Annotated in this window: 25 protein-coding genes; 17 read left to right on the forward strand and 8 right to left on the reverse strand. The window is 70.4% G+C overall.

What is annotated here, in order from left to right; genetic code table 11:
• Positions 1-12: 12 nt before the first annotated feature.
• From QSK21_RS14405 to QSK21_RS14425, 5 genes are all read left to right on the forward strand, one after another.
• Positions 13-3,765, forward strand: a complete 3,753-nt coding sequence (locus QSK21_RS14405) for a multifunctional oxoglutarate decarboxylase/oxoglutarate dehydrogenase thiamine pyrophosphate-binding subunit/dihydrolipoyllysine-residue succinyltransferase subunit (RefSeq protein WP_502871561.1) — start codon at positions 13-15, stop codon at positions 3,763-3,765.
• Positions 3,766-3,837: 72 nt separating this feature from the next.
• Complete coding sequence (locus QSK21_RS14410; protein WP_285696202.1) at positions 3,838-4,014, forward strand: DUF6104 family protein; 177 nt, start codon at positions 3,838-3,840, stop codon at positions 4,012-4,014.
• 70 nt (positions 4,015-4,084) lie between these two features.
• Positions 4,085-4,909: a DUF4097 family beta strand repeat-containing protein gene (locus QSK21_RS14415; protein WP_285696204.1), complete on the forward strand. Its 825-nt coding sequence runs from the start codon at positions 4,085-4,087 to the stop codon at positions 4,907-4,909.
• A gap of 1 nt (position 4,910) precedes the next feature.
• The gene (locus QSK21_RS14420; protein WP_285696205.1) at positions 4,911-5,633 is read left to right on the forward strand and encodes a PadR family transcriptional regulator; all 723 of its coding nucleotides are present in this window, start codon (positions 4,911-4,913) and stop codon (positions 5,631-5,633) included.
• Positions 5,634-5,786: 153 nt separating this feature from the next.
• Positions 5,787-6,263 carry a hypothetical protein gene (locus QSK21_RS14425; RefSeq protein WP_285696206.1) on the forward strand — a complete coding sequence of 159 codons (477 nt, stop codon included), beginning with the start codon at positions 5,787-5,789 and terminating at the stop codon, positions 6,261-6,263.
• 224 nt (positions 6,264-6,487) lie between these two features.
• Here QSK21_RS14425 and QSK21_RS14430 read toward each other — a convergent pair whose 3' ends face one another.
• The 4 genes from QSK21_RS14430 to QSK21_RS14445 form a co-directional block, all read right to left on the reverse strand.
• Positions 6,488-7,456 (reverse strand): zinc-binding dehydrogenase, encoded by a 969-nt coding sequence (locus tag QSK21_RS14430; RefSeq protein ID WP_285696207.1) that lies wholly within the window; start codon positions 7,454-7,456, stop codon positions 6,488-6,490.
• Between the two features lie 62 nt (positions 7,457-7,518).
• Entirely contained in the window at positions 7,519-8,271 is a 753-nt protein-coding gene (locus QSK21_RS14435) for an amino acid ABC transporter ATP-binding protein (RefSeq protein WP_285696271.1), read from the reverse strand.
• A gap of 98 nt (positions 8,272-8,369) precedes the next feature.
• Positions 8,370-9,368, reverse strand: a complete 999-nt coding sequence (locus QSK21_RS14440; protein ID WP_285696208.1) for an amino acid ABC transporter permease — start codon at positions 9,366-9,368, stop codon at positions 8,370-8,372.
• Positions 9,369-9,372: 4 nt separating this feature from the next.
• Complete coding sequence (locus QSK21_RS14445; RefSeq protein WP_285696209.1) at positions 9,373-10,278, reverse strand: ABC transporter substrate-binding protein; 906 nt, start codon at positions 10,276-10,278, stop codon at positions 9,373-9,375.
• A gap of 363 nt (positions 10,279-10,641) precedes the next feature.
• On the opposite strand from QSK21_RS14445, the gene QSK21_RS14450 reads away from it, so the two are divergent.
• Both QSK21_RS14450 and QSK21_RS14455 read left to right on the forward strand, forming a co-directional pair.
• Positions 10,642-11,847, forward strand: a complete 1,206-nt coding sequence (locus QSK21_RS14450; protein ID WP_502871562.1) for an NAD(P)-dependent malic enzyme — start codon at positions 10,642-10,644, stop codon at positions 11,845-11,847.
• A 296-nt stretch (positions 11,848-12,143) separates the two neighbouring features.
• Positions 12,144-12,743: a CGNR zinc finger domain-containing protein gene (locus tag QSK21_RS14455; protein ID WP_285696211.1), complete on the forward strand. Its 600-nt coding sequence runs from the start codon at positions 12,144-12,146 to the stop codon at positions 12,741-12,743.
• On the opposite strand, the gene sodX is transcribed toward QSK21_RS14455, so the two are convergent.
• Positions 12,683-13,024, reverse strand: a complete 342-nt coding sequence (gene sodX, locus QSK21_RS14460; RefSeq protein WP_285696212.1) for a nickel-type superoxide dismutase maturation protease — start codon at positions 13,022-13,024, stop codon at positions 12,683-12,685. The two genes, QSK21_RS14455 and sodX, sit on opposite strands and share 61 nt — an antisense overlap.
• 140 nt (positions 13,025-13,164) lie before the next feature.
• Here sodX and sodN point away from each other — a divergent pair, with 140 nt between their 5' ends.
• From sodN to QSK21_RS14480, 4 genes are all read left to right on the forward strand, one after another.
• The gene (gene sodN, locus QSK21_RS14465; RefSeq protein ID WP_352231283.1) at positions 13,165-13,569 is read left to right on the forward strand and encodes a superoxide dismutase, Ni; all 405 of its coding nucleotides are present in this window, start codon (positions 13,165-13,167) and stop codon (positions 13,567-13,569) included.
• A gap of 93 nt (positions 13,570-13,662) precedes the next feature.
• Complete coding sequence (locus QSK21_RS14470; RefSeq protein WP_285696214.1) at positions 13,663-14,160, forward strand: GNAT family N-acetyltransferase; 498 nt, start codon at positions 13,663-13,665, stop codon at positions 14,158-14,160.
• Between the two features lie 186 nt (positions 14,161-14,346).
• On the forward strand, positions 14,347-14,778 hold the full coding sequence (locus QSK21_RS14475; protein WP_285696215.1) for an ATP-binding protein: 432 nt from the start codon (positions 14,347-14,349) through the stop codon (positions 14,776-14,778).
• A 53-nt stretch (positions 14,779-14,831) separates the two neighbouring features.
• Complete coding sequence (locus tag QSK21_RS14480) at positions 14,832-15,590, forward strand: RNA polymerase sigma factor SigF (protein ID WP_285696273.1); 759 nt, start codon at positions 14,832-14,834, stop codon at positions 15,588-15,590.
• Between the two features lie 11 nt (positions 15,591-15,601).
• On the opposite strand, the gene QSK21_RS14485 is transcribed toward QSK21_RS14480, so the two are convergent.
• Positions 15,602-16,093: a hypothetical protein gene (locus tag QSK21_RS14485; protein ID WP_285696216.1), complete on the reverse strand. Its 492-nt coding sequence runs from the start codon at positions 16,091-16,093 to the stop codon at positions 15,602-15,604.
• A gap of 91 nt (positions 16,094-16,184) precedes the next feature.
• On the opposite strand from QSK21_RS14485, the gene QSK21_RS14490 reads away from it, so the two are divergent.
• Positions 16,185-17,126, forward strand: a complete 942-nt coding sequence (locus tag QSK21_RS14490; protein WP_285696217.1) for a diacylglycerol/lipid kinase family protein — start codon at positions 16,185-16,187, stop codon at positions 17,124-17,126.
• 297 nt (positions 17,127-17,423) lie between these two features.
• Entirely contained in the window at positions 17,424-17,699 is a 276-nt protein-coding gene (locus QSK21_RS14495; RefSeq protein ID WP_285696219.1) for a WhiB family transcriptional regulator, read from the forward strand.
• Positions 17,700-17,779: 80 nt separating this feature from the next.
• On the opposite strand, the gene QSK21_RS14500 is transcribed toward QSK21_RS14495, so the two are convergent.
• Positions 17,780-19,372 (reverse strand): sensor histidine kinase, encoded by a 1,593-nt coding sequence (locus tag QSK21_RS14500; RefSeq protein WP_285696220.1) that lies wholly within the window; start codon positions 19,370-19,372, stop codon positions 17,780-17,782.
• A 68-nt stretch (positions 19,373-19,440) separates the two neighbouring features.
• Here QSK21_RS14500 and QSK21_RS14505 point away from each other — a divergent pair, with 68 nt between their 5' ends.
• The 4 genes from QSK21_RS14505 (at position 19,441) to QSK21_RS14520 (ending at position 22,534) form a co-directional block, all read left to right on the forward strand.
• Entirely contained in the window at positions 19,441-20,613 is a 1,173-nt protein-coding gene (locus QSK21_RS14505; RefSeq protein ID WP_285696222.1) for an 8-amino-7-oxononanoate synthase, read from the forward strand.
• A gap of 105 nt (positions 20,614-20,718) precedes the next feature.
• Positions 20,719-21,459, forward strand: coding sequence for a GntR family transcriptional regulator (locus tag QSK21_RS14510; protein WP_285696274.1), 741 nt, complete (start codon positions 20,719-20,721; stop codon positions 21,457-21,459).
• A gap of 107 nt (positions 21,460-21,566) precedes the next feature.
• Complete coding sequence (locus QSK21_RS14515; protein ID WP_285696223.1) at positions 21,567-22,250, forward strand: Uma2 family endonuclease; 684 nt, start codon at positions 21,567-21,569, stop codon at positions 22,248-22,250.
• A complete protein-coding gene (locus QSK21_RS14520) occupies positions 22,247-22,534 on the forward strand; it encodes a hypothetical protein (RefSeq protein WP_285696224.1) in 288 nt (95 codons plus the stop codon). The genes QSK21_RS14515 and QSK21_RS14520 overlap by 4 nt, the downstream gene beginning before the upstream one ends.
• 64 nt (positions 22,535-22,598) lie before the next feature.
• Here QSK21_RS14520 and bioB read toward each other — a convergent pair whose 3' ends face one another.
• Entirely contained in the window at positions 22,599-23,594 is a 996-nt protein-coding gene (gene bioB, locus QSK21_RS14525; RefSeq protein ID WP_285696225.1) for a biotin synthase BioB, read from the reverse strand.
• Between the last annotated feature and the right edge of the window lie 20 nt (positions 23,595-23,614).

Genomic DNA, 23,614 nt, shown 5'->3' on the forward strand with positions numbered 1-23,614 from the left:
GCCGACCCCAAGATGACAGACTTCGGTGCCAACGAGTGGCTGGTCGACGAGCTGTACCAGAAGTACCTCGAGGATCCCAACTCGGTGGACGAGGCGTGGTGGAACTTCTTCGCGGACTACCGGCCGGAGACCCGGCCCACCGCGACCACCCCCGCCACGCCCAACGCACCCCGGCCCCAGACCGGCACCGAAGGCGCGGCAGTGACCCAGGCCGCCAACGGCACCACGGCGGCCCCGCCGACACAGCAGGCTCCCACGGCGCCGCAGGCCCCCGCGGCCCCCGCCGCGCCCAAGGCCGCGCCCAAGGCCGAGGCCCCGGCCGCCAAGCCCGAGCCCGCCAAGCCCGAGCCGGCCAAGGCGGCGCCCGCCAAGCCGGCCCTGCCGCCCGTCCCGGAGGGCGCCGAGCAGGAGCGGCTGCGCGGCGTCGCCGCCCGCACGGCCGCCAACATGGAGGCCAGCCTCGGCGTCCCGACCGCGACCAGCGTGCGGGCCGTCCCGGCCAAGCTGCTGATCGACAACCGGATCGTCATCAACAACCACCTCAAGCGCGGCCGCGGCGGCAAGGTCTCCTTCACCCATCTGATCGGGTACGCCATCGTCAAGGCGCTGGCCTCAATGCCGGAGATGAACTGCGCCTACACCGAGGTGGACGGCAAGCCGGTGCTGGTGCGGCCCGAGCACGTCAACTTCGGCCTGGCGGTCGACCTGCGGAAGCCCGACGGGTCCCGGCAGCTCGTGGTGCCCAGCATCAAGGCCGCCGACACCCTCGACTTCCGCCAGTTCTGGGCCGCCTACGAGGAGATCGTCCGCAGGGCGCGCGGCAACAAGCTCACCCTTGAGGACTTCCAGGGCACCACGATCAGCCTGACCAACCCCGGCACCATCGGCACGGTCCATTCCGTGCCGCGGCTGATGCCCGGCCAGGGCACGATCATCGGCGTCGGGGCCATGGAGTACCCCGCCGAGTTCGCCGGGGCGTCGGAGGAGACGCTGTCCCGGATGGGGATCAGCAAGGTCATGACGCTGACCTCCACCTACGACCACCGGATCATCCAGGGCGCGCAGTCCGGCGACTTCCTGCGCCGGATCCACCAGCTACTGCTGGGCGAGGACGGCTTCTACGACGAGATCTTCGAGGCGCTGCGGATCCCGTACGAGCCGGTCCGCTGGGTGCAGGACATCTCCGCCACGCACGAGGACGACGTCGCCAAGGTCGCGCGCGTCCACGAGCTGATCCACGCCTACCGGGTCCGCGGCCACCTGATGGCCGACACCGACCCGCTGGAGTACAAGCAGCGCCGCCACCCCGACCTGGACATCCTCCAGCACGGGCTGACGCTGTGGGACCTGGAGCGCGAGTTCGCCACCGGCGGGTTCGGCGGCAAGCCCACCATGAAGCTGCGCGACATCCTGGGCGTGCTGCGCATGGCGTACTGCCGCACGGTCGGCATCGAGTACATGCACATGCAGGACCCCGAGGAGCGCGCCTGGATCCAGGAGCGCGTCGAGGTCCCGCACGAGAAGCCGTCCCGCGAGGAACAGCTCCACGTGCTGCGCCGCCTCAACAGCGCCGAGGCGTTCGAGACCTTCCTGCAGACCAAGTTCGTCGGCCAGAAGCGGTTCTCCCTGGAAGGCGGCGAGTCCGTCATCCCGCTGCTGGACTCGGTGATCTCCTCGGCGGCCAAGGCGCACCTGGACGAGGTCGTGATCGGGATGGCCCACCGCGGCCGCCTCAACGTCCTGGCCAACATCGTCGGCAAGTCCTACGGCCAGATCTTCGGCGAGTTCGAGGGCAACCTCGACCCGCGCAGCGCCCAGGGCTCCGGCGACGTCAAGTACCACCTGGGCGCCGAGGGCGACTTCGTGGCCGACGACGGCTCCAAGATCCACTGCGAGCTGGTGGCGAACCCGTCCCACCTGGAGACCGTCGACCCGGTGCTGGAGGGCGTGGTCCGCGCCAAGCAGGACATCCTGGATGTCGGCGAGGCCGGGTTCAGCGTGCTGCCCATCCTGATCCACGGCGACGCCGCGTTCGCCGGGCAGGGCGTGGTGGCCGAGACGCTGAACCTGTCCCAGCTCCGCGGCTACCGCACCGGCGGCACCGTGCACGTGATCATCAACAACCAGGTCGGGTTCACCACCGCGCCGGAGTACTCGCGTTCCAGCGTCTACTCCACCGACGTGGCCCGGATGATCCAGGCGCCGATCTTCCATGTCAACGGCGACGACCCGGAGGCGTGCGCGCGGGTGGCGCGGCTGGCCTTCGAGTACCGCCAGGCGTTCAAGAAGGACGTCGTGATCGACATGGTCTGCTACCGGCGGCGCGGCCACAACGAGGGCGAGAACCCGTCGTTCACCCAGCCGCTGATGTACGACCTGATCGACGCCAAGCGCTCGGTCCGCAAGCTCTACACCGAGGCGCTGATCGGCCGCGGCGACATCACCGTCGAGGAGGCCGAGGCGTCCCTGCGCGACTACCAGCTCCAGTTGGAGCGCGCCTTCACCGAGACCCGTGAGGCCGTCAAGAGGCCCCTGGAACCGGGCTCGGTGGTCAAGCCGGACGTGGAGGAGCGGATCCCGATCGACCACGGCTCGGCCGGGTCGGCGATCAGCGCGGAGACGGTCAAGCGGATCATCGAGTCGCAGCTCAGCCTTCCCGAGGGCTTCAACGTCCACCCGCGCCTCCAGCCGATCCTCCAGCGCCGCGTCCAGTCCATCGAGGACGACGCGATCGACTGGGCGACCGGCGAGCTGCTGGCGTTCGGCTCGCTGCTGATCGACGGCCATCCCGTCCGGCTCGTCGGGCAGGACAGCCGCCGGGGCACCTTCGGCCAGCGGCACGCGGTGCTGGTGGACCGCAAGACCGGCGAGGAGTACACCCCGCTCAAGCAGTTCGGGCAGGGCGTGTCGAAGTTCTACGTGCACGACTCGCTGCTCAGCGAGTACGCGGCGATGGGCTTCGAGTACGGCTACTCCATGACCCGCCCCGACGCGCTGGTGTGCTGGGAGGCGCAGTTCGGCGACTTCGCCAACGGCGCCCAGTCCATCGTGGACGAGTACATCTCCTCCGGCGAGCAGAAGTGGGGGCAGCGCTCCGGCATCGTCCTGCTCCTGCCCCACGGCTACGAGGGTCAGGGTCCCGACCACTCGTCCGCCCGCATCGAGCGCTACCTCCAGCTGTGCGCGCAGGACAACATGACCGTGGTCTACCCGACCACCCCGGCCAACTACTTCCACCTGCTGCGCTGGCAGGTGCTGTCCGGCCGGCGCAAGCCGCTGATCGTGTTCACGCCGAAGTCGCTGCTGCGCCTCAAGGCGGCGACGTCCCGGGTGGACGAGATCACCGGCGGAGCGTTCCAGCCGGTCATCCCGGACTCCGATCCCACGATCGACCCGTCCGGCGTCCGGCGCATCCTGCTCACCACCGGCAAGATCTTCTACGAGGTGGTGAACGCGCGGAAGGCCGCCGGGGACACCTCCACGGCCGTGGTCCGCATCGAGCGCCTCTACCCGCCGCCCATCGACGAGCTCAAGGCGGAGCTGGCCAAGTACCCCTCGGACGCCGAGGTCGTCTGGGTCCAGGACGAGCCCGCCAACATGGGCGCGTGGCCCTTCATGGCCCTCAAGCTCCCCCACCACATCGAGGGCCTGACCATGAAGCGCGTCTCCCGGCCGGCGTCCTCGTCGCCGGCCGTGGGCTCCGCCAAACTGCACCAGGCCGAACAGGAGGCCCTGCTGGCCAGGCTGTTCGGCGACGGCAAGTAGCACGAGCGCACTCCGAGGGCTCCGGCGCCGCCGTGCGCCGGAGCCCTCGGCGTTCCGTCCAGGGAGAGCACGATGTACTTCACCGATCGGGGCCTGGAAGAACTGGCCGACCGCCGCGGCACCGAGGAGGTCACCCTCGGCTGGCTGGCCGAACGCCTGCGGGAGTTCGTCGACCTCAACCCCGAGTTCGAGACGCCGGTCGACCGCCTGGCCACCTGGCTGGCCCGCCTCGACGACGAGGACGACTGATCGGGGCCGCCGGACAGGACAAGACGCGACATATCGTGTTTACTGGAGGCAGGCTGTCGAAAGGCGGGACATGATGGCGCGGTGGACGATCGAGGAGCCGACCACGCTGGACTTCGACGGTGTGGTGGCGCTGAAGGCGACGCTGATCGCGGGGAGCGTGTCGGTGCTGGCGTCGGACGAGCGGCCGTCGGTCATGATCGGGGACGTGGAGGGGCCGCCGCTGGTCGTGGAGCACGAGGCGGGCATGCTGTCGGTCACGCACGAACGGCTCTGGGAGGGCGTGCTGACCTGGCTGCGCACCCACAAGTGCCGGGCGGCCGTCACGGTGACCGTGCCGCACGACTGCCCGCTCACCCTGAACCTGGTGTCCGCGGACGCGGTGGTCACCGGGATGAGCGCGCGCACCTCGATCCGCAGCGCGGCCGGGGACGTGACGCTGGACGGCGTCACCGGCGACATCGACGCCAACACCGTCTCCGGGGCGATCGAGGCGCAGGGGCTGGACGGCAAGGTCTCGTTCACCTCCGTGTCCGGGGACCTGGCGCTGGCGGGCGGCGCGGTGGACGCCCTGACGGCCCGTACGGTCAGCGGGAAGGTCGCCGCGGACCTCGACTTCGGGGACGGCGGCCGGGTGGACGTGAACACCGTCTCGGGCGAGGTGGCGCTGCGGATCCCCGAGTCGGCGGGCATCAAGGTGACGCTGAACTCGGCGGCGGGCCGGATCGAGACGTCCTTCGACGAACTGGACCGCGAGGAGCGTACGGTGACCCGCAGCGTGACCGGCAGGCTCGGGAACGGCGCGGCCCGGCTGACGGTCAACACGGTGTCCGGCGGCGTCGCCCTCCTCGGGCGCCCGGGGGACAACGGCAGCACCCCACCCCGAATGGAGAAGTGAGTTGAGTCCGGTCTTCGGCCACGGCCGCCTGCGGCTGTACCTGCTCAAGCTGCTGGAGGAGAGCCCGCGGCACGGGTACGAGGTGATCCGCCTGCTTCAGGACCGCTTCCTCGGGGTCTACTCGCCCTCCCCCGGCACGATCTATCCCCGGCTGGCGCGGCTGGAGGCCGAGGGCCTGGTCAGCCATGAGGTGATCAAGGGCAAGAAGGTCTACACGCTGACCGACAAGGGCCGCGCGGAGCTGGAGCGCCGGATGGACGAGCTGGCCGAGCTGGAGGAGGAGATCTCCGCCTCGGCACAGGAGTTCGCCCGCGAGGTGCAGCAGGACGTCCGCCAGACCGTCCGTACGCTGCGCGAGGAGCTGACCCAGGCCGCCCGCACCATGCGCGAGCAGGGCCGCGCCACGTCCAAGGACGCCTGGAAGGAGACCGCGGACCGGCAGAAGGAGGAGTGGCAGCGGCAGAAGGAGCACTGGCGCGAGCAGAGCCAGGCGTGGATGGAGGAGTGGCGCCGCACGTGGGAGGACGCGTGGAAGGCCGCCACCGGTTCCCGCGAGGACGTCGTCCGCCTCCGCCTGGAGCGCGCGCTGCACGCCTTCGTCGATGACGTCCGCACGGCCGCCCGCAACGCCCGCCTGAGCGACGACGACCTGACGGCCGCCCAGGCCCTTCTGAACGAGACGCGCGACCGCCTCCGCCGGGAGATCCTTCACCGTAAGGACTGAGAACCCCCTCGCGTCGTTCGTCGATCCGGCCGAGCGAGCACCTCCGGCTCTGGCATGATGCATGCCGATATGTCGCGAAAGCTCTGATCAGTCAGCGTGAGGAACGATGCCATGAAGAGTCGACACGGCAGGGGCCGAGGCCGGAGAACCATCATGGCCCTTGCGGCCGTCGTCCTGGTCTCGTCGTTGGGCTCCGGTTGCTCCCTGGAGGACGTGAACCCGTTCCCCAGGTCCGCCGAGGAGGGCGCGGGCGGGGGCCTGCCGACGCCGCCGAGTCCTCCGGACGCCTTCGTGACCTCGCTGAACGGCACCTGGGAAGGCACCTACACCTGCAACCAGGGACTCACCAGGCTGCGACTCGATCTCGCCCACGGAACGGGCGGCAGGATCACCGGCATCCTCCGTTTCTCCGCCGATCCGAGCAATCCCACCGTGCCCTCGGGCTCCTTCTCCGTCGTGGGGTCGCTCAACGGCAGCTCACTCGAACTGCGCGGTGACGACTGGATCGTCAGACCGGGCGTCTACGAGATGGTCTCCCTGAGCGCCCAGCTCTCGTCCACGAACCCCGACCAGATCCAGGGCACCGTCAACGGCTACGGCTGCTCCACCTTCACCGTCCGCCGAACCTGACCCAAAGAAACCAAGAACCAAAGCTTCAAGGGGGGCAAGGGGCGAAGCCCCAACGGGGGTGCAGGGGGCGGAGCCCCCTGCCGGGGTCGTAGGGGCGGAGCCCCTACCCGGGGTCAGCGGTCACCGCCGCGAGCCGTCAAGGCGAGCGGCGGGGATCGCTGGCCCCGCACCGGGGGGTGTGGGGGGTCGCCCCCCCACAATGACACGCCCCCCACAATGACACCTCACCTGCTGAACACGATTTTCCCGAAGACCTCGCCCTCGTGCATGGCTGCGAAGCCGTCACGCGCCTGGGTGAGCGGCAGGACGCGGTCGACGATCGGGCGGGTGCCGGTGGTGGTCAGGAAGCGGGTCAGGCGTTCCAACTGGTCGCGGGTGCCCATGGTGGAGCCGACCACGGAGAGTTGCAGGAAGAAGACGCGGTTCAGTTCGGCGGGGGGCACCTGGCCGCTGGTGGCGCCGGAGACCACGATGCGGCCGCCGGGGCGCAGCGACTTCAGTGAGTGCGACCAGGTGGCCTCGCCGACGGTCTCCATGACGGCGTCGACTCGGTCGGGGAGCCGCGCGCCTGTCTCGAAGGCGGCGTCGGCGCCCAGTTCCAGTGCGCGCTTGCGCTTGCCTTCGGTGCGGCTGGTGGCCCAGACCCGGTAGCCCGCGGCGGAGCCGAGCGCGATGAGGGCGGTGGCGACGCCGCCGCCGGCGCCTTGCACCAGGACGGTCGAGCCCGGTTGCAGACCGGACTTGTCGAACAGCATCCGGTACGCGGTGAGCCAGGCGGTGGGGAGGCAGGCGGCTTCCTCGAAGGACAGTTCGGGGGGCTTGGGCACGAGGTTGCGCCGCGGCACCGCGACCTTCTCGGCGAAGGTGCCCTGGTACTTCTCGGACAGCAGGGAGCGTTTGGGGTCGAGGGTCTCGTCGCCGCCGCCGCGTTCCGGATCGCCGATCACCGAGTGGACGATGACCTCGTTGCCGTCCTCGTCCACCCCGGCGGCGTCACAGCCGAGGATCATGGGGAGGTTCTCTTCGCGCAGCCCGACGCCGCGCAGGGACCACAGGTCGTGGTGGTTGAGTGCCGTGGCCTTCACCGTGACGGTGGTCCACCCGGCGGGGACCTCGGGTTCGGGGCGGTCTCCGAGCGTCAGGCCGTTGAGGGGGTTGTGGCGGTCGAGCTGCGTAGCGGTGACAGCGAACATGCCCCGCACCCTAGCCCCAAGGGCGTGCCGGGGCCCGCACCGGGGCGGGCTCGTCCGGCGTCCTAGAGGACCTTGGAGAGGAAGTCCTGCGTGCGCGGGTGCCGCGGGTTGGCCAGGACCTCGCGGGGCGGGCCCTTCTCGACGATGACGCCGCCGTCCATGAACACCAGCGAGTCGCCGACCTCCCTGGCGAACCCGATCTCGTGGGTGACCACGACCATCGTCATGCCGTCCAGCGCGAGCTGCTTCATGACCTCAAGGACCTCGCCGACCAGTTCGGGGTCGAGCGCGGAGGTCGGCTCGTCGAACAGCATCAGCTTGGGTTCCATGGCGAGCGCGCGGGCGATGGCCACGCGCTGCTGCTGGCCGCCGGAGAGCTGCGCCGGGTAGGTGCCGACCTTGTCGGCGAGCCCGACCCGGTCCAGCAGTTTGAGGGCGCGTTCGCGCACCACGGCCTTGGGCTGCCGCTTGACCCGGCACGGCGCCTCCATGACGTTCTCCAGCGCCGTCATGTGCGGGAACAGGTTGAAGCGCTGGAACACCATGCCGATCTCGCGGCGCTGCGCCGACACCTCGCGGTCGCGCAGCTCGTGCAGCTTGCCGTTCTTCTCCTTGTAGCCGACGAGGTGCCCGGCCACCCACAGCCGGCCCGCGTCGATCTTCTCGAGGTGGTTGATGCAGCGCAGGAACGTCGACTTGCCGGAGCCGGACGGCCCGATGACGCACATCACCTCGCCGGGCCGCACCTCCAGGTCGATGCCTTTGAGGACTTCGAGCCGGCCGAAGCTCTTGTGGACGTTCTCGGCCCGCACCATGTAGTCGGCGGTGGCGACCTCCACGGTGTCCGACGCGGTCTCGGACGCGGCGTCGGACGTGCCGGCGGCGGTCATGTCGCCGTCGTCGCCGGGTTCGCTCATCGGTCGTTTCCCTCTCCTTCGCCGCCCTTGCCGAGGCCGACGTCGACGCCCGCCGCGGGGAGCTTGGGACGCCGCCGCGCGCGCCCGGACGCGGTTCCGCGAGCGAAGTACCGCTCGATGTAATACTGCGCCACCAGCAGGAAGCTGGTCAGGATCAGGTACCAGATGCAGGCGGCCACCAGCATCGGGAAGACCTGGAAGGTGCGGCTGCCGACGGCCTGGAGCTGGAAGAACAGCTCGTCGCTCACGGGCACGAAGGCCACCAGGGAGGTGTCCTTCAGCATCGCGATGGTCTCGTTGCCGGTGGGCGGGACGATGACCCGCATGGCCTGCGGCAGCACGATCCGGCGCATCGTCTGGAACCGGGACATGCCCAGCGCGGCGGCCGCCTCGCTCTGTCCCGGGTCGACCGACAGGATCCCGGCACGGACGATCTCGGCCATGTACGCGGCCTCCGACAGCGCCAGCGCGAGCAGGCCGGCCATGAAGCCGGTCAGCAGCGTCCGCGCGTCCAGGCTGAACAGCGTCCCGTCGATGTCGACGCCCAGCAGGTCGCCGAGCTGCCCGGCGAACGGGATGCCGCCGATGTCGTACTGGGCGTACAGGATGCCCATATTGCCGAACAGGATCGCGAGCACCAGCCGCGGCACCGCCCGGAAGAACCAGGTGTAGAGCCAGGCCACGCCGCTGAGGATCGGGTTGGGCGACAGCCGCATGACCGCCAGCACGACGCCCATCGCCACACCGATGATCATCGCGAGCACGGTCAGCATGACCGTCGTGTAGACGCCGTGGACGATGTTGGGCCGGAATGCGTTGTCGACGATGAACGACCACTGGAACCGTTCGTTGGTCACCAGCATGTGCACGAACATCGCGGCCAGCACCGCGATGACCGCGACCGCCACCCAGCGTCCGGGGTGCCGGACGGGCACGGCCTGGATCGCCTCAGGCCGCGCCCGATCCGCCGAGGTGTCCTCGGTTACCTGCGTCATGGGATCAGGGGTTGACCGCGGAGGTGTTGATCGCGCCCGCCTGCACGCCCCACTTCTCCAGGATCTTCTTGTACGTCCCGTCCTGCATGAGCGCCTTGGTGGCCTCGGAGATCGCCTGCGCGAACTGGGTCTCCTCCTTCTTCACCACGAACCCGTACGGGGCGGCCTCGTAGATGTCGCCCAGCAGCTCCAGCTGCCCGTTGGTCTGCTTGACCGCGTAGGCGATGATCGGGGAGTCGGCGAGCCCGGCGTCGTCCTTGCCGGACACGACGGCCGCGGTGGCCTGGTCCTGGCCCTGGTACTGGTCGATGGTGATCTCCGGCTTGCCGGCGTCGGTGCACGCCTTCGACCGCTTCTCCAGGTCCTCGACCTGGACGGTGGCCTTCTGCACGGCCACCTTCTTGCCGCAGGCGTTGTCGGGCTGGATCCCGGCCGGGTTGCCCTTCTTGGTGGCCCACTGGGTGCCGGCGGTGAAGTAGCTGACCATCCCGACCTGCTGCTTGCGCTCGTCGTTGATGGTGAACGAGGACACGCCGGCCTCGTACTTGCCGGACTGGACGCCCGGGATGATGTCGTCGAACTTGGAGCTGACCCACTCGGTCTTGAGCCCGAGCTTGGCGGCGACCGCGTCGAACAGTTCCTTGTCCCAGCCGATGACGGTCTTGCCGTCGCTGTCGAGGTACTCGTTGGGCGCGTACGAGGCGTCCGTGCCGATGACGATCTTTCCGTCCGACTTGATTCCGGCCGGGACCATGCCCGCCAGCCGCGCGTCGGCGCCCCCGGACGGGGTGATCTGCTGACCGGCCGCGGGGCCCTCGTCCTTCTCGCCACAAGCCGACAGGGCGAGGGCGGCCGTCAGCATGAGCGCGCCCGCCGCCACAGCGCTGCGGCGCAGAGAACCAGTGATCACAGGTCCCCCTTCAGTCTGGTCTCGGTGGATCCCGGCGGATCCGTCGGTCGGAGCATAGTTTCGCGTACACCGGCCGTGATCTGGATAAAGGGTCCGAAACAATCCCACAACGAGGATGTTCGGGAACCCCGCCCGGCACCCCCGCCCGCACGCGGCGTACCGGCATCGTCGCAGCCCGAAGCCGGAATGGCCGGACCTGACCGGGATCGGAGCCCCCCAATGCCCGGCGCACCGGGCGGCCTGTGACAGAATCAGCCAACGGGTGACCCCCGTGCGTCGCGAGATGTCACCGGTGACGGACACCACACCACACCACCGCGGCGGCATCGTCCGAAATCCCACATTTCACTGACAGGGGTCGCTGTGGCTGTGAAGCCCCATTCCATCGAGTCTTCCCGACAACCAGATCCGTCCTACGACGACGACCCGGCGTTCCCGCTGCACCGCGGCGGCAAGCTGGAGGTCCGCTCCACCATCCCGGTGCGGGACAAGGACGACCTCTCCCTCGCGTACACGCCCGGCGTGGCCCGGGTGTGCACCGCGATCGCCGAGCGTCCCGAGCTCGCGCACGAGTACACCTGGACCTCCAAGGTCGTGGCGGTGGTCACCGACGGCACGGCCGTGCTGGGGCTGGGCGACATCGGGCCCGCCGCCGCCATGCCGGTCATGGAGGGCAAGTCGCTGCTGTTCAAGGAGTTCGCCGGGGTCGACTCGGTGCCCATCGCGCTGAACTGCACCGACGTGGACGAGATCGTCGACACCGTGATCCGGCTGGCGCCCAGCTTCGGCGGCGTCAACCTGGAGGACATCAGCGCGCCGCGCTGCTTCGAGATCGAGGACCGGCTGCGCGCCGCCCTGGACATCCCGGTGTTCCACGACGACCAGCACGGCACCGCGATCGTCGTGCTGGCCGCGCTGAAGAACGCCGCGCGGCTGACCGGGCGCCCCCTGCCGGAGCTGCGCGCCGTGGTCGCCGGCGCGGGCGCGTCGGGGGTGGCGGTGACCAGGATCCTGCTGAACGCGGGCATCGGCGACATCGTGGTCTCCGACAGCAAGGGCCTGATCTACAAGGGCCGCGAAGGGCTCAACCCGATCAAGGCCGCGCTGGCCGAGGACACCAACAAGGCCGGGCTCGTAGGTTCCACGGAGGACGCGCTGCGCGGGGCGGACGTGTTCATCGGCCTGTCCGGCGGCACCGTCCAGGAGTCCTCGATCGCCACCATGGCGGACGGGGCGATCGTGTTCGCGCTGTCCAACCCCACCCCCGAGGTCGAGCCGCACGTGGCCGGGCGGCACGCGCGCGTGGTCGCGACCGGCCGCAGCGACCACCCCAACCAGATCAACAACGTGCTGGCCTTCCCCGGCATCTTCAAGGGCGCGCTCCAGGTGCGCGCGCACACGATCACCGAGGGCATGAAGCTGGCCGCGGCGGACGCGCTGGCCGCCATCGTCGGCGACGACCTGGCCGCCGACTACGTCATCCCCGGCCCCTTCGACGACCGGGTCGCCCCCGCCGTCACCGCGGCCGTCGCCGAGCGGGCGCGCGCCGAGGGCGTCGCCCGCGCCTGACCCGCGCCTGATCCGCGCCGTCACGGCCTGTGTCCCCCGGCCGGGGAGCACGGGCCGTGATCGGCATCTCGTGATCATTAACCCTGCGATCATCACCACGAGGACACAAACCTACGGCCTCCGGACCATAAAACAAGGAAATATCTCCCAATAACCGGCAGTGGCCGGAAGATATATCCCTTCTGCTGCCGCCCGGGCGAGACCAATTCGGCGTACGGGGTGTAATACTCGACAGCGGGGAATGAACCTTCCTCCGATTCGCCGCAGCGGGTCGACTCCGCCCGGGGGGTGCTCTCGTGGACCTCGCCTCATACGCCGACCTGGCGATCGAGCTGGTCAACACGCACGAGCCCGGCCGCGGGGACACGCTGCGCGACCTTGACGACCTGCGCGCCCTGCTCGCGCACCGCCCGCACCTGGGCGGCCGGGTCGGGCACCGCGACCTCGACACCGTACGGCAACTGCGCGAGGAACTGCGCGCGGTGTTCGTCGCGGCCGGCGCGGGCGACGAGGAGGAGGCGGTCGCACGCCTCAACGCGCTGCTCATCCAGCATCCGATCCACCCCCAGCTTGCCAGGCACGACGCGCGGAACTGGCATCTGCACCTGAACGAGGGCGGATCCGTCCCCGACCGGTACGCGGCGCGCGCCGCGATGGGCCTCGCCGTCAAGGTGGACGAGCACGGCATCGACCGGCTGGGCGTTTGCCGGGCCGAGGGTTGCGAGCGGGTGTTCTTCGACGGCACCGCCGGCCGCTCGCGCCGCTACTGCTCCGACCGCTGCGCCGAGGACGGCCTCGCGGTGCCGGCCCCACGCCGCGGCGGCGGCACCAACGGTCACGCGGTGGGCGACGGGCGTCCCGGAGGGAAGACCGCGACCCGCGACAACGGCCAGTAGCGCGCCACGACCCGCCCGACCAGCAGCCGGTCGGGGACGGCGCCGAAGTCCCAGCTGTCCTGGCGGCCGGCGGCCCGCTGGTTGTCGCTCTCCAGCCACCACCCGTCCCCGGAACGGTGCCCCGCCCGCTTCACGATCAGCAGCCCGTCCCGTTCCGGATGGCGGGCCACCACCACGTCTCCCGCGCCGACCCGCGCCCCCGTGCGCACCAGCAGCAGGTCGCCGGGACGCAGCGCCGGCAGCATCGAGTCGCCGGTCACGGCCATCGCCCTCAGCGGCATACCTCGTCCCCGATCGGTGAAGTAGTGCAGGGGGGGTGGTCCTAGGCCCGATTACCGAGCGCCCCACCACGCGGCCCCGGGGCCACAAGAGTAATGTCATGGACTTGAGCATGATCCGAAACAAGGGAAGGGGAACGCAGGTGCTCGTCAACCTTCTGCGCCCGAAGACCACCGTTTCCGCCCACTGCGACCTGCCATGCGGCGTCTACGACCCGGCTCAGGCGCGCATCGAGGCGGAGTCGGTCAAGGCGATCTGCGAGAAGTACGCCGCCAACGAGGACCCGGTGTTCCGCACGCGGGCCATCCTGATCAAGGAGCAGCGCTCGGAGCTGGTCAAGGAGCACCTGTGGGTGCTGTGGACCGACTACTTCAAGCCGCCGCACTTCGAGAAGTACCCGCAGCTCCACGAGCTGTTCAACAAGGCCACCAAGCTGGCCGGCGGCGGTGGCGGCACCAAGTCCAGCATGGACGTGAAGGTGGCGGAGGAGCTGCTCGCCCAGATCGCCGAGATCGACCGGATCTTCTGGGAGACCAAGCAGGGCTGAACACGCCTCACACGCCTCATCGGACACGGGCCCGCCCGAACGGCGGGCCCTTCGCCGTCTCACCGGGTCCCGGCCCGCGGCTAGCCTGGCGGCATGATCCGCCCTGCCACCATCGACGACGTTCCCTCCCTCCTGCGCCTGATCCGCGACCTGGCCGACTACGAGCGGGCCCTGCACGAGGTGCAGGCCACCGAGGACGACCTCCGCGCCAGCCTCTTCGGGCCCTCACCCAGAGTCTTCGCGCACGTGGCCGAGCACGAGGGGAAGGTCGTGGGCTTCGCGCTCTGGTTCCTGTCGTACTCCACCTGGCTGGGCCGCCACGGCATCTACCTCGAAGACCTCTACGTGGACCCCGCCGTACGCGGCAACGGCTACGGCAAGGCACTCCTCACGGAACTGGCCAGGATCGCCGTCGACCGAGGCTACGGCCGGGTCGAATGGGCCGTCCTCAACTGGAACAAGCCCTCCATCGACTTCTACGAGTCCCTAGGCGCCCACCCCCAGAGTGAGTGGACCACCTACCGCCTAACCACCCAAGCCCTAACCAAGCTGGCCCAGTCCGAAGGCAGGTCCGAGCCTGCGAGGAACTGATCGCGGAGCGAGCCGTCAAGGCGAGTTCGAAGCGATGCCGGCGATCGCACGGGTCGCCGAAGAAGGAGGGCGGTCAACGCCCGACGCCGCAGGCGACCCGAATAAACACAGCGCGCCGGAGTCTCCGGGACGGCTCCCCAGGCGGTAGTTTCAAAGGCAGCGGGACCAATCCTGCGAGGGAGTGACGTGACCGAGGAGACCGCGGCCATCCCGGCCGGTACGAAGTTGTCCGTGCGCGATGTGGTGACGGTGAAGCTGCCCGCCGCAGGCGCCTACCTGTCGGTGCTGAGAACCGCGACGGCGGGGCTCGCCGCCCGGCTGGACTTCACGCTGGACGAGATCGAGGATCTGCGCATCGCGGTCGACGAGGCGTGCGCGATGCTGCTCGCCCAGGCGGTGCCCGGTACCGATCTCACCTGCGAATTCGAGCTGACCGGCGAGGCGATGCGGATCGCCGTGTCGGTCCTGACCGTCAACGGCGCCGTGCCCAGCCGCGACACCTTCGCCTGGACGGTGCTCTCGTCGCTGGCCGGCGAGGTGGACGCACAGGTCGGCCCGGACGACAGGGTCACCGTGACGTTGCAGAAGCGCCGCGGCACCACAGCGGGGGCCTCGTGACGGAGAAGACGACGGTAGAGGGCGAGACCGGGAGCGAGCGTCCCGAGGCCGCGGTGCCCGACAGGGCCCGCGCCCGCGCCCTGTTCGAGCGCCTGGCCACGCTGCCGGAGGGCGACCCGGAGCGCCAGCGCATCCGCGACCAGCTCGTGGAGCTGCACCTGCCGCTGGTGGAGTACCTGGCACGCCGGTTCCGTAACCGGGGCGAGTGGCTGGACGACCTGATCCAGGTCGCCACCATCGGGCTCATCAAGTCGATCGACCGGTTCGACCTGGACCGCGGCGTGGAGTTCTCCACCTACGCCACGCCCACGATCGTCGGCGAGATCAAACGGCATTTCCGTGACAAGGGCTGGGCGGTGCGCGTGCCGCGCCGGCTCCAGGAGCTCAAGCTCTCCCTGACCAAGGCGATCAGCGACCTCGCGCAGCGGGAGGGCCGCGCGCCCACGGTCAGCGAGCTGGCCGCGCACCTCCAGATGAGCGAGGAGGAGGTGCTGGAGGGCCTGGAGTCGGCCAACGCCTACTCCACGGTCTCGCTGGACGCCCCCGACTCCGGCGACGAGGACGCCCCCGCCGTGGCGGACTCGCTGGGCATGGTGGACGAGTCGCTGGAGGGCGTGGAGTACCGCGAGTCCCTCAAGCCGCTGCTGGAGAAGCTGCCGGCGCGGGAGAAGAAGATCCTGCTGCTGCGGTTCTTCGGCAACATGACGCAATCCCAGATCGCGGCGGAGCTGGGGATCTCCCAGATGCACGTGTCCCGCCTGCTGGCGCGGACGCTCGCGCAGCTCCGCGACGGCCTGACCGCGGACGAATGATCAACGGGTGATCACGAGCGGGGTTCGGAGCCCTGCCTGTCCCCGCCCTGCGAGGACCTGTCCTCGGTCCGGCCATCCTCGTCGTCCCCGTCCTGCCCGTTATCGTCCTGCCCGTCCTCGTCCCGGGCGCGCTGGACGAGCCAGGCCGTACTGGGCGGGCTGAGCACCAGGATCAGGGCCGACGCGGCGACCAGGCCCAGCGGGATCCCGTACCCGTACTGCTCGCTCTGCCACAGCGTCCAGGCGATCGGCAACGCGAACAACTGGGTGATCACCGTCGGCGCGCGGCTCCAGGAGTCGGCGCGCAGCAGGCCCCGCGCGCAGGCGAGCATCCCCGCGCCACCGGCCAGCGCGAGCACCGTCACGCCGACCGCGCTGGCCGCGTCCACCGCCTCGCCTCTGATCACTTCCCAGGCCACGATGAGGCCGATCACGATCGCGGCGGCGCCTTCCAGGGCCTCGAGCGCGGCGGCGGCGTTCACGGTAAAGGGACGCTTGGGCACGTCCAGAACACTACTCGCCGCCGTCCGGTCCCGGCACGCGGCCCGGACACCGAAAACGCAGGGCACGGAGGGTGATGGATACCCTGGCGCCGTGCGCGCCATGCTCATCGCCAACCCCAAGGCGACCTCCACCTCCCGGCGGGCCCGCGACCTCCTCGTCCGGGCCGTCTCGGGCGACCTCGAAGCGGACGTGGCCGAGACGGCCCACCGCGACCATGCCACCGAACTGGCGAGCCGGGCGGTGGCGGAGAACTACGACGTCGTGATGGCGATCGGCGGCGACGGCACGGTCAACGAGGTCGTGAACGGGCTGCTGGCCAAGGGCCCGTCGCCCGACCTGCCCGCGCTGGCGGTCCTGCCGTGCGGCAGCGCCAACGTCTTCGCCCGCGCCCTGGGCCTGCCCAACGACCCGGTCCGCGCCACCCGCGCGGTCCTGGAGGCGCTGCGCGCGGGCCGTGGCCGCACGATCGGCCTCGGCACGGCGACCCATGACGGCGGCACCCCCCGGTACTTCACGTTCAACGCGGGGGTCGGGCTGGACGCCGAGGTCGTGCGGGAGGTGGAACGGCGCCGGCGGGCCGGGGCCGCCGCGCGCCCTTCCCTGTACGTGCGGACGGCGCTCCGGCATTTCTTCTCGGGAACCGACAGGCGGCATCCCGCCCTCACCCTGGAACTGCCGGGAAGGCCCCCGATTTCCGGGCTCTTTCTCGCCTTCGTCAGCAATACCGCGCCATGGACTTTCCTCGGCCCCTTGCCGGTGAATCCGAACCCGCGGGCGCGGTTCGGCGCCGGCCTGGACGCGTTCGCGATACGGTCGCTGCGGCTGCCGCCCGTGCTGGGCGCGCTGGCCGGGATGCTCACCGCGCGGCATCGCCCCGTCCGCGGGTCCAAGGTCCTGAACGTGCACGACGCGACGGAGGTCACCATCCGGTCGGACCGGCCGATGGCGTTCCAACTGGACGGCGACTATCTGGGCGAGCAGCGCGCGATCACGTTCCGATCGGTGCCCGAGGCGATACGGATCGTCATATGAGTCCGAACGGCGCCTGGTTTAACGGGAAAGCAACACCGCCGACCCGCTGATGTGACACATACGACACTCATCCTTTGAGAAACGTTTCTCGCAGGTCTTGCGTCGGCCCGCGCCGTTTTGACACGCTCAAAACGCGTGCGCTGACAGGAAGCTCCGACGATCCGCCTCCTGATCGCCGCGCCGCGCCGACGTCCACCCCACAGCCCCTGAACCCACGGGCCCCCGGGGTGGCGGAGACATGTGAACCAGTTCACAAGTGGAGCCGACCACCTCCACGCTGACGAAGGAGTGGACCGCATGGACTGGCGCCACCGCGCAGCCTGCCGTGACGTGGATCCCGAACTGTTCTTCCCGATCGGGAACACCGGCCCCGCGCTCCTGCAGATCGAGGAGGCCAAGCAGGTCTGCCGCCGCTGCGACGTGACCGACGCCTGCCTGATGTGGGCGCTGGAGTCCGGCCAGGACTCGGGCGTCTGGGGCGGCATGGGCGAGGACGAGCGCCGTGCCCTCAGGCGCCGCGCGTCCCGCAACCGCGCCCGCGCCGCCAACCTCGGAACCGCCACCCCCTCCTGACCGTCAGCCCCCGGCCGTCTTCCCGACCGACCCCGACCGACCCCGGCCGGCCCCGGCCGCGCCCGCCCGTCCACTGGCGATCAGGGACGAGGCGGACCAGGACGGCGCCGGCCAAGGTCGAGCGGGACGTCCACGATGACCTCGGTGCCGCCCGAGGGCCGCCGCCGGAAGTCCAGCCGCCCGCCCAGCTCCCCCACGATCAGCGTGCGCACGATCTGAAGTCCCAGGCTGTCGGTGCTCTCGACGTCGAAGTCGGGCGGCAGCCCCACCCCGTCGTCGGCCACCACCACCTCCAGCCGCGACGCCTCGCCCTTCGCCTTCGCCCGGCCGCCGTTCTCGGTGCCTTCCTCAGAGCCGTCCTGGGACCCGCCCTCCGCCTCGTACCGGTCGGCCAGCACCTCCAGCGTCCCGAACCGGTTGGCCAGCCCGTGCTCCAGGGCGTTCTGCAGCAGCTCGGTCAGCGCCATCGCCAGCGGCGTGGCGACCTCCGCGGGCAGCACGCCGAAGTTGCCGGTGCGCTTGGGCGTCACCCTGGTCTCCGGCGTGGACACCTCGCCCGCCATGGTGATCACACGGTCCGCGATGTCATCGAAGTCGATCAGCTCGTCCGGGGTGTGCGACAGCGTCTCGTGCACGATCGCGATCGACCCGACCCTGCGCACCGCCTCGTCCAGCGCCATCCGGCCCTCCGGGATCTGGAGCCGCCTGGCCTGCAACCGCAGCAGCGCGGCCACCGTCTGGAGGTTGTTCTTCACCCGGTGATGGATCTCCCGGATGGTGGCGTCCTTGGTCATCAGCTCCCGGTCGCGCCACCGCAGCTCGGTGACGTCCCGGCACAGCACGATCGCGCCGATCCGGGTGGCGCCGACCACCAGCGGGATCGTGCGGAGCTGCATCACCGACCCGCGCGCCTCCACCTCGACCTCGCGGGGCGCCTTGCCGCTCAGGACGGCGGTCAGCGCCTCCTCCATCGGCTCCCCGGTGTCGCACAGCTCGGTGGTCACCGCGCCCAGCGACTCCCCCACCAGGTCGGCGGGGAACCCCAGGCGCCGGTATGCGGACTGCGCGTTCGGGCTGGCGTAGGTGACCCGGCCCGCCCGGTCCAGCCGGATCAGGCCGTCCCCGACCCGCGGCGAGCGGACCAGGTTCGGCTCCTGACCGGCGAACGGGAACCGGCCCTCGGCGATCATCTGGGCCAGGTCGCTGGCGCTCTGCAAATAGGTGAGCTCCAGTCGGCTCGGCGTCCTGGCCGAGCTGAGGTTGGTGCTGCGCTGGATCACCCCGAGCAGCTTCGCTCCGCGCCGTACCGGGATCGACTCCTCCCGGACGGGGATGCCGCTGCCCCACTCGGGGTCGCCCTCCCGGACGATCCGCCGTTCCCGCCACGCCACGTCGATCAGCCCCCGGCGGCCCTTGGGGACGACCTTGCCCACCAGGTCCTCCGGGTAGGCGGTCGGGCCGGTCGTGGGCCGCATCTGCGCGATCGCCACCCAGCCGCCCGCGGCGCCCTGCCCATCGGCCTCGCCCGGCGACCGCAGCGGCACCCACAGCAGCAGATCGGCGAACGACAGGTCGGCCAGCAACTGCCAGTCCGACACCAGGGCGTGCAGCCACTCCAGATCCGCGTCGGTCAGATCGGTGCGGTCGCCTACCAGATCGCTCAGCGTGGGCACACGTCCATTGTCGCCGAGACCCGGACCCGCCCGGCACACCCGCCCACCCCACCTGGCAGGATGCCCGCATGACCGATCCTGTGCCGTCCACGGATCCCCTGGCGCGCCTCCGGTCGGCGGCCGAACGGCGCGAACGGGCCGGGCTGCGGCGCCGGCTGCGTCCCCGTTCCGGCGACCACGACGGGCTGATCGACCTGGCGTCCAACGACTACCTCGGCCTGTCCCGCGACCCCAGGCCGGCCGAGGCCGCGGCCCGGGCCGCCCGTGAGTACGGGACGGGCTCCACCGGATCGCGGCTGGTCACCGGCACCACCCACCTCCACGCCGAACTGGACCGCCGGCTGGCCGCCTTCACCGGATCGGCCGCCGGGCTGGTGTTCTCGTCCGGGTACCTGGCCAACCTCGGCGCGGTGACGGGCCTGGCCGGGCCCGGCCATCTGGTGATCTCCGACCGGACCAACCACGCCTCGATCGTGGACGCCTGCCGGCTGTCCCGGGCCCGGGTCGTGATCGTCCCGCACCGGGACGTCGCCGCCGTCGAGCGGGCCCTCGCCGACCGGGACGAGGAGCACGCCCTCGTCGTCACCGACGCGGTGTTCTCCGTGGACGGCGACGAGGCGCCTCTCGCGGACCTGCACCGCGTCGTCCGCGCGCACGGCGCGATGCTGGTCGTGGACGAGGCGCACGCGCTCGGCGTCGTCGGCGACCGCGGCCAGGGCTCGGCGCACGCCGCCGGGCTCGCCGGGGAGCCGGACGTCGTCCTGACCCTCACCCTGTCCAAGTCGCTGGGCGCGCAGGGCGGCGCGGTGCTGGGCGCCCCCGAGGTGATCGAGACGCTGGTCGACACCGGCCGCCCGTTCATCTTCGACACCGGGCTGAACCCGCCCGCCGCCGCCGCGGCGCTCGCCGCCCTCGACGTCCTGGACGCCGAGCCGGGCCTGCCCGCCCGCGCCCGCGACCGCGCGCGCCGGATGGCCGCCATCGCCGCCGGGCTCGGCCTGGAGACCACCGCGGCCCCCGCCGCCGCGGTCGTCCCCGTCGTCCTCGGCGAGCCCGACGCCGCCGTCAAGGCCGCCGAGGTCTGCGCCGAGCACGGCGTCCGCGTCGGCTGCTTCCGCCCGCCCTCCGTCCCCGAAGGCCGCGCCTGCCTGCGCCTCACCGCCCGCGCCACCCTCGGCGAGGCGGACCTCACGACCCTCCGGGCCGCCCTGACCGAGGTGGCCGGGCTCTACCGCCCGTAGTCTGCACGGTTAACATCGGGGAACAACTGATAGTGAACGTGAGGAGAGACCGTGACGGAGGTCAGGGGCGGGCCCCGCCACGGGGGTGGGTACGAGCGCGCGCCATTGAGCGACATCGGCAAGCACCACTCGGCCCAGGCACCACGCATTCCGAAGTACTACAAACTCAAGGAACTGCTGGTCGAGCTGATCCAGCAGCTTCCGCCCGGCAGCCCGCTGCCCCCTGAACGCGCACTGGCCGAGAAGTACGAGACCTCCCGCACCACCGTGCGGCAGGCACTGGCCGAACTGGTGGTCGAGGGACGCCTCCAGCGCATCCAGGGCAAGGGCACCTTCGTCGCCAAACCCAAGGTCGCCCAGGAACTCCAGCTCGTCTCCTACACCGAGGACATGCGCCACCACGGCCTGCGTCCCGAGACCCGCATCCTGGAGATCGGCTACGTCAGCGCGGACGAGCGCCTGGCGACCCTGCTCCGCATCCGTCCCGGCGGACGCGTCCTGCGCATCCACCGGCTCCGCCTCGCCGACGGCGAGGCCATGTCGATCGACACCTCCCACCTCCCCGCCCGCCGCTTCCCCGGCCTGCGCCGCGAGCTCCCCCGCCACCGCTCCCTCTACGAGACCCTCGCCACGGCCTACGACGTCCACCTCACCGAGGCCGAGGAGACGATCGAGACGGTCCTGGCCACTCCCCACGACGCCCAGTTGCTCTCCGTGGACGTCGGCCTCCCGCTTCTCCTGCTGTCCAGGCACGCCTTCGACACCACGGGCCAGCCCGTCGAATGGGCCCAGTCCCTCTACCGCGGCGACCGCTACAAGTTCATCACCCGCCTCCGCCGCAACTGACCTGCGACGGGACGGTCTTCGACCACAAGTTCGAATGATCTGCCTACGCTGGGTGCGGGCGTTCCCTACGATGATGGGAGCCGATCGTGAGGGAAAGGTCACGGAACGTGACACAAGCAGTCACTTCAGAACTCATAGAAGCAAGCCACGGCACGGACGGGTCACTGTACGACCTCTGGAAGAGCGGCGCGCTGGTGGACCTCCTCGAGATCCCGGACGGAGTGAACAACGAGATCATCGGGGGCAAATACGTCGTGTCACCAACACCGACCGTTCCACATGCGTGCATCCTGCAGGACATCTCCGACGCGTTCGCACGGGCCTCCGTGGGGGATCCCCAATTCGCCTGGACCTGTCTGCAGGTCGTCAGCCTGCGCCAGGAGTCGGTCGAAGACCAGTACATTCCCGATCTCGTCGTGCTCCTCAAGGAGATGCGGACGGCCGCCAGGAAGGCCGCTGTTCGCGGACTCATGCCTGACGAGATCGAGATGGCGGTCGAGGTCACCTCGCCCGGCGGGGCAGGACGCGACCGGCCGCCGACCACAGCCCACCGGCGGGCGAGGAAGCAACGTCGTACCAAGTGGAACGGGTACGCCGCCATAGAGATTCCCTACTACCTCCTTGTCGACCGATCGCCCAAGGCCGCGAAAACGACGCTCTACTCCATCCCCGACCGGGGAGCGGGGGCCTACCTGCACAAGGAGTCGTGGGAGTTCGGCGAGACGCTGCACCTCCCCGAGCCGTTCGACATCGAGATCGAGACGACTGAGTGGGAGCCCTGGTGGCTGTGACGACTCCACAGGAACCTTCGGCCTCCCTGCTGGCAACGGTCGAGCAGGACTGGATCATTATCAGAGGCGTGCTGTTCCCCAAGCCCCCCGAGACGATGACGATCGAGGAGATCCGCGAGCATCTGTTCCTCCCCGGCGAGGCCGAGATCGAGATCGACGTTCCCGAAGACGAGGAACCCGGAGAGAGCGTCATCGACGTGTCCTGGCCCGAGGACGCCGACCCCAAGCTCATCATCCGCCTCACCAAACGGATCATCGCCGAGCGGATGGCTCCCGTCGCGTGATCATCGGTGCTCTCGCGGCCGATCCCGCCGGTCCGGCCGCCGAGCGCAGGGGCGGTCCAGCGCCCTACAGGGTCTTGGAGAGGGCCTTGATGGGCATGTGGAGGTCGGTCAGGAGGGCCAGGTCCTGTTCGGCGGGGCGGCCCAGGGTGGTCAGGTAGTTGCCGACGATGATGGCGTTGATGCCGCCCAGCATGCCGTCGCGGGTGCCGAGGTCGCCGAGGGTGAGTTCGCGGCCTCCGGCGTAGCGGAGGATGGTGCGGGGCAGGGCCAGGCGGAACGCGGCGATGGTCTTGAGGGCCTCGGTGCCCTCGACCAGGGGGCGGTCGGCGAACGGGGTTCCGGGGCGGGGCGCCAGGAAGTTCAGCGGGACCTCGTCGGGGTCGAGGGCGGCCAACTGGGCGGCGAACTCGGCGCGCTGCTCGACGGTCTCGCCCATGCCGATGATGCCGCCGCAGCACACCTCCATCCCGGCGTCCTTGACCATGCGGAGGGTGTCCCAGCGCTCCTCCCAGGTGTGGGTGGTGACCACATTGGGGAAGTGGGAGCGGGCCGTCTCCAGGTTGTGGTTGTAGCGGTGCACGCCGAGGGCGGCCAGCTCGTCCACCTGGTCCTGGGTGAGCATGCCGAGGGAGCAGGCGATGTTGATCTCGACGGCGGCGTTGATGGCCGCGACGCCCTCGCGGACCTGGGACATCAGGCGTTCGTCGGGGCCGCGGACGGCGGCGACGATGCAGAACTCGGTGGCGCCGGTCTTGGCGGTCTCCTTTGCGGCCTCGACCAGTTCGGGGATGTTCAGCCAGACCGCGCGCACGGGAGAGGTGAACTGGCCCGACTGCGAGCAGAAGTGGCAGTCCTCGGGGCAGCCGCCCGTCTTGAGGGAGACGATGCCCTCCACCTCGACCTCCGGGCCGCACCAGCGCATGCGGACCTCGTGGGCGAGCGCGAGCAGATCCTCAAGCCTGTCGTCCGGCAGCGTCAGGCACTCCAGCACCTGTGCCTCGGACAGGCCCTTCCCGCCCTCGAGCACCTGCTGCCTGGCCACGTCGAGGATGTCGCTCACTGGTCCTCCTTCTCTGCGGT

The sequence above is a fragment of the Actinomadura sp. NBRC 104412 genome (genome assembly GCF_030269515.1).
In the GTDB taxonomy this organism is placed as follows: domain Bacteria; phylum Actinomycetota; class Actinomycetes; order Streptosporangiales; family Streptosporangiaceae; genus Spirillospora.